The organism is Coprobacter sp., from assembly GCF_982436375.1.
Genome location: NZ_CEWDCG010000213.1, coordinates 1 through 4,800 on the forward strand (window position 1 = coordinate 1; position 4,800 = coordinate 4,800).

General features: G+C 40.7%; 4 protein-coding genes. 1 reads left to right on the forward strand and 3 read right to left on the reverse strand.

Annotated features, from left to right (window positions below; genetic code table 11):
• The first annotated feature begins 26 nt into the window (after positions 1 to 26).
• On the forward strand, positions 27 to 1,913 hold the full coding sequence (locus AC1WHX_RS10485) for a glycoside hydrolase family 97 protein (protein WP_481229313.1): 1,887 nt from the start codon (positions 27 to 29) through the stop codon (positions 1,911 to 1,913).
• A 169-nt stretch (positions 1,914 to 2,082) separates the two neighbouring features.
• Here AC1WHX_RS10485 and AC1WHX_RS10490 read toward each other — a convergent pair whose 3' ends face one another.
• From AC1WHX_RS10490 to AC1WHX_RS10500, 3 genes are all read right to left on the reverse strand, one after another.
• Positions 2,083 to 3,036 carry an N-acetylornithine carbamoyltransferase gene (locus AC1WHX_RS10490; protein WP_022389674.1) on the reverse strand — a complete coding sequence of 318 codons (954 nt, stop codon included), beginning with the start codon at positions 3,034 to 3,036 and terminating at the stop codon, positions 2,083 to 2,085.
• Between the two features lie 55 nt (positions 3,037 to 3,091).
• Complete coding sequence (locus AC1WHX_RS10495; protein ID WP_303115516.1) at positions 3,092 to 4,339, reverse strand: glutamate-5-semialdehyde dehydrogenase; 1,248 nt, start codon at positions 4,337 to 4,339, stop codon at positions 3,092 to 3,094.
• A gap of 114 nt (positions 4,340 to 4,453) precedes the next feature.
• Positions 4,454 to 4,798, reverse strand: coding sequence for a VOC family protein (locus AC1WHX_RS10500; protein ID WP_481229311.1), 345 nt, complete (start codon positions 4,796 to 4,798; stop codon positions 4,454 to 4,456).
• Between the last annotated feature and the right edge of the window lie 2 nt (positions 4,799 to 4,800).

The following is a 4,800-nucleotide window of genomic DNA, read 5'->3' on the forward strand; positions in this document are numbered from 1 at the left end:
CATTATTATGTTTATGCGGAAAAGAAATTTCCGCAAAAAAAATCGAAGTACAATCACCCGATGGTAAACTGAAAGTAAATATTGAATTGAAAGACAAAATATATTACTCAATATATTCGGGAAAAGATCTGTTGTTGGACAACTGTTCATTATCAATGATACTGAACAATGAAGTGCTAGGAGAGCAACCGAAATTACAAGCCATGAAACGAGGCAAGATCGATGAAAGCATAAAGCGAGAGATTCCTCTGAAAAATGCGATTGTCGAGAACCACTGCAATACTTTATATCTGAAAATGAGGGGAAATTATGCCATTGAATTTCGTGTATTCAATAAAGGATTGGCCTACCGTTTTATTACAAACAAAAAGGGCGAGATTGAAATTATGGGAGAAAATTTCGCTATCCATTTCCCTGCAGATTATTTGGCTCATCTATCTCAGCCGGATGGTTTTAAAACATCATACGAATATCCATATACACATGTTCGAACTAAAGATTACAAGCATACAGACCGAATGAGTTATCTACCCGTACTTCTGGAAACAGATAAACAATACAAAATATTGATATCCGAGGCAGACTTGCAGGATTATCCTTGCATGTTTTTGCAAAGTACGGGAAATAACGGCATGCAATCTCTTTTCCCAAAGTGTCCGCTGGAGTTTGGTGAAGATGGTGACCGTAGTCTGAAAATACTAAAAGAGGCAGATTACATCGCCAAAACATCCGGTAAAAGAAATTTTCCATGGCGTTTCTTTGTAATCTCCGACAACGATAAAGATATTGTAGCCAATGAAATGGTCTATATCCTTTCTTCTCCTTGCGAACTGGAAGATTATAGCTGGATTAAGCCCGGGCAAGTAAGTTGGGAATGGTGGCATGACGCCCGTTTATACGGCGTCGATTTCCGTTCCGGTTACAATATGGATTCTTATAAATATTATATCGATTTTGCTTCGACATTCGGCATCCCCTATATCATTATGGACGAAGGCTGGGCAAAGAGTACCCGTGACCCGTTTACTCCGAATCCGACAATCGACTTGCAGGAGTTAATTAAATACGGTCGAGAACGTAATGTAAAGATTGTATTGTGGTTGACTTGGCTGACTGTAGAAAACCACTTCGATTTGTTCAAGACTTTTGCCGATTGGGGTATTGCCGGTGTAAAGATCGACTTTATGGATCGAAGCGACCAATGGATGGTAAACTATTATGAGCGTGTAGCAAAAGAAGCGGCAAAACATAAATTATTCGTAGACTTTCATGGTTCGTTCAAACCCGCAGGATTAGAACGCAGATATCCGAATGTGCTTTCGTATGAAGGTGTGCTGGGTATGGAACAAGGAGGTAACTGTAAACCGGAAAACTCTATCTACCTTCCATTCATGCGTAATGCGGTAGGGCCCATGGATTTTACTCCCGGTTCTATGTTCTCCGCACAACCGGAAGATAACCGATCTACTCGTGCTAATGCAATGGGATCGGGAACACGAACCTACCAAATGGCCTTGTTTATCGTATTTGAAAGCGGATTGCAAATGCTGGCCGATAATCCGGTATATTATTATCGTGAACGCCCTTGTACTGAATTTATAGCCAATGTACCCGTAGTTTGGGATGAAACAAGAGTATTGGATGCTAAAGTCGGAGAATATGTTGTTATTGCCCGTCGCAATAAAGATAAATGGTTCATCGGTGCTATCACCAACGACACAGGACGTACTATTGAAGTAAATCTGGACTTCCTCCCGGAAAATAAAAAACTGCACCTGACCTATTTTGAAGATGGCATCAACGCAGACCGTCAGGCAATGGACTATAAAAAGAAGGCAACAGAAGTGACAAATTCTACAAAGCTAACCATGAAATTGGTACGTAACGGCGGATGGGCCGGCAGGATCGAATAGAAACTCTCAGAAAAACGATAGGACACCCCTTAATTAACGGATGTCCTATTATTTTTCTATATTAGCACGAATATATATCAAACCATATCTCAATGCCTATCTGAATTTTTCAATAAAAATATTATCAAAAGAAAATTCTCTCCGATCCGTGCAAGATTCAAACAGGCTTCTAAAGGCTCTCTAAAATTCTTTTCAAAACTACTTGTGCCGATATTTCCCGATTGGCAGCTTCAGGAATAACTATCGATTGAGGGCTCTCAATCACTTCATCGGTGACGATCATATTTCGTCTTACCGGCAAACAGTGCATAAAATATGCATTATTCGTTAAAGCCATTTTCTCCGCATCTACAGTCCAAGACCGGTCGGTATTAATTACTTTTCCATAATTCGGATCGGTATAAGCCGACCAATTTTTGGCATAAATAAAATCCGCACCTTCGAATGCTTTACGCTGATCATATTCCACACGAGCCTTACCGACAAATTTAGGATCGAGTTCATATCCTTCAGGATGCGTAATTACAAAATCATAATCCGTCTCATTCATCCATTCGGCAAAAGAATTAGCAACTGCCTGAGGCAAAGACTTAGGATGCGGAGCCCATGTCAATACGACTTTGGGACGAGCCGTTTTTTTATACTCCTCTATTGTAATCAAATCGGCAAAACTTTGTAAAGGATGGCGAGTAGCCGCTTCCATACTGAACACCGGACGACCGGAATATTGTATGAACTGATTGATGATCTTTTCTTCATAATCATCTGCCTTGTTCTCGAAACGGGCAAAAGAACGTACACCGATCACATCACAATAACAACCGATCACAGGAATAGCTTCGAGCAAATGTTCGGTCTTATCACCGTCCATAACCACTCCCCGCTCGGTCTCGAGCTTCCATGCCCCCTGATTGATATCGAGCACCATCACATTCATACCCAAATTCATTGCAGCTTTTTGAGTACTCAAACGTGTGCGTAAACTGGAGTTGAAAAATATCATTATCAGGGTCTTATTCTTACCCAACTCTTTATATCCGAAACGATTGGCTTTCACTTCGAAAGCTTCTTTCAGGGCAATATTCAAATCGCCCAAATCCTTTACATTGGTAAAATGTCTCATAAGTACGTTTTTAATAAATTCAGTCCGAGAACAAACCCCTACTACGCTTCAGTAATCATCGAGTTTGTCCGTCTCCCTGTATAATATATTTATAAGTCGTAATTTCCGGTAACGCCATAGGTCCTCTGGCGTGCAATTTTTGTGTACTGATTCCGATTTCCGCCCCGAAACCGAATTGACCGCCATCGGTAAAAGCTGTAGAAACATTCGTATATACACATGCTGCATCCACTTCTTTACAAAAACGCTGCATAGCTGCGTCATTCTCACTGACAATAGATTCGCTGTGTCTCGATGAATAGCGACAAATATGCTCCAAAGCTTCGTCAATGCCAGCGACCGTTTTTATTGCCATTTTATAGTCCAGAAACTCTGTTCCGAAAGATTCTTCATCAGCCGGTTGCAAAAGCTCTGCCGGGTATTTTCCCTGTAAAGCCGAATATGCTGCCGGATCAGCATATATAATCACCCGTTTTTTTTCTAATGGAGCGCATAATTCCGGTAAATCGGCGAGACGAGATGAATCTATCACAAGACAATCAAGGGCATTACATACACTCACTCTACGGGTCTTGGCATTATTAATAATCGCAGCCCCTTTCTTCACATCTCCTGACGATTCGAAATAAGTATGACAAATACCCGCCCCCGTCTCAATAACCGGAACTCGAGCATTATCCCGAACATATTCGATCAGGCCTTTACTTCCCCGAGGAATAATTAAATCGACATAATCGACTGCTGTTAATAACTGCATCGTAGCCTCCCGATCATTAGGGAGCAAATATACTGTATTTGAATCGATTCCAAACTTTATCAACACCTTGTTAATAACGTTTATAATTGCAGTATTAGAACACGCAGCATCCGATCCGCCTTTTAAAATACATGCATTCCCAGATTTCAGGCAAAGCGAGAAAACATCGAAACTGACATTCGGACGTGCTTCATATATAATACCGATCACACCAAACGGGACAGAAACTTTAGTAATCGTCATCCCATTAGGACGAGTCGTCTCACTCAGCACTTTTCCCAAAGGTGAAGGTAATTCCGCTACACGACGCATATCTGCGGCAATATCCGCAAGACGTTGTTCCGTTAACATCAGACGGTCATACTTCGGGTTATTTTTATCCATTTTCATCAGGTCTCGTGCATTTTCTGCCAAAATATATCCCGACTGAGCCTCTGCTTCATCGGCTACCGCACGCAAAACAGAGTTAATCGTAGCTTCGTCCAACAGGTTCAACTTACGAGAAGCAGCCCTTACCGCCTCAAATACAGATTTCAGAGAAGTCATATATCACTTATTTATTGTAGGCAAAAATAGTAAAAAAGCGATATTCTTTGTCATAGAATATCGCTTTTATTCTCTATTTATCAGAAAAAGCACAATATAACTATAACTATCGTATTATTGCACCGGTAAGATTTCAATCCAATAATCATCCGGATCGTGGATAAAATAGAGTCCCATATCCGTATTTTCATAACATATACATCCCATTTCCTTATGAAAACGACGGGCTTCATCGTAATCCCCCTCTACCCGAATACACAAATGACTCTCATTATCCCCCAGTTCATAAGCTTCTGTACGATCTCTTAGCCAAGTAAGTTCAAGTAAAAACGAAGAAAATCCATCTCCCAAATAAACTAAGATGAAAGAACCGTCTTCGGCCTCTTTACGACGGATTTCTCTTAAACCCAGAGCTTTATTATAAAAAGCGATGCTTCTCTCGAGATCGACCACATTTATAT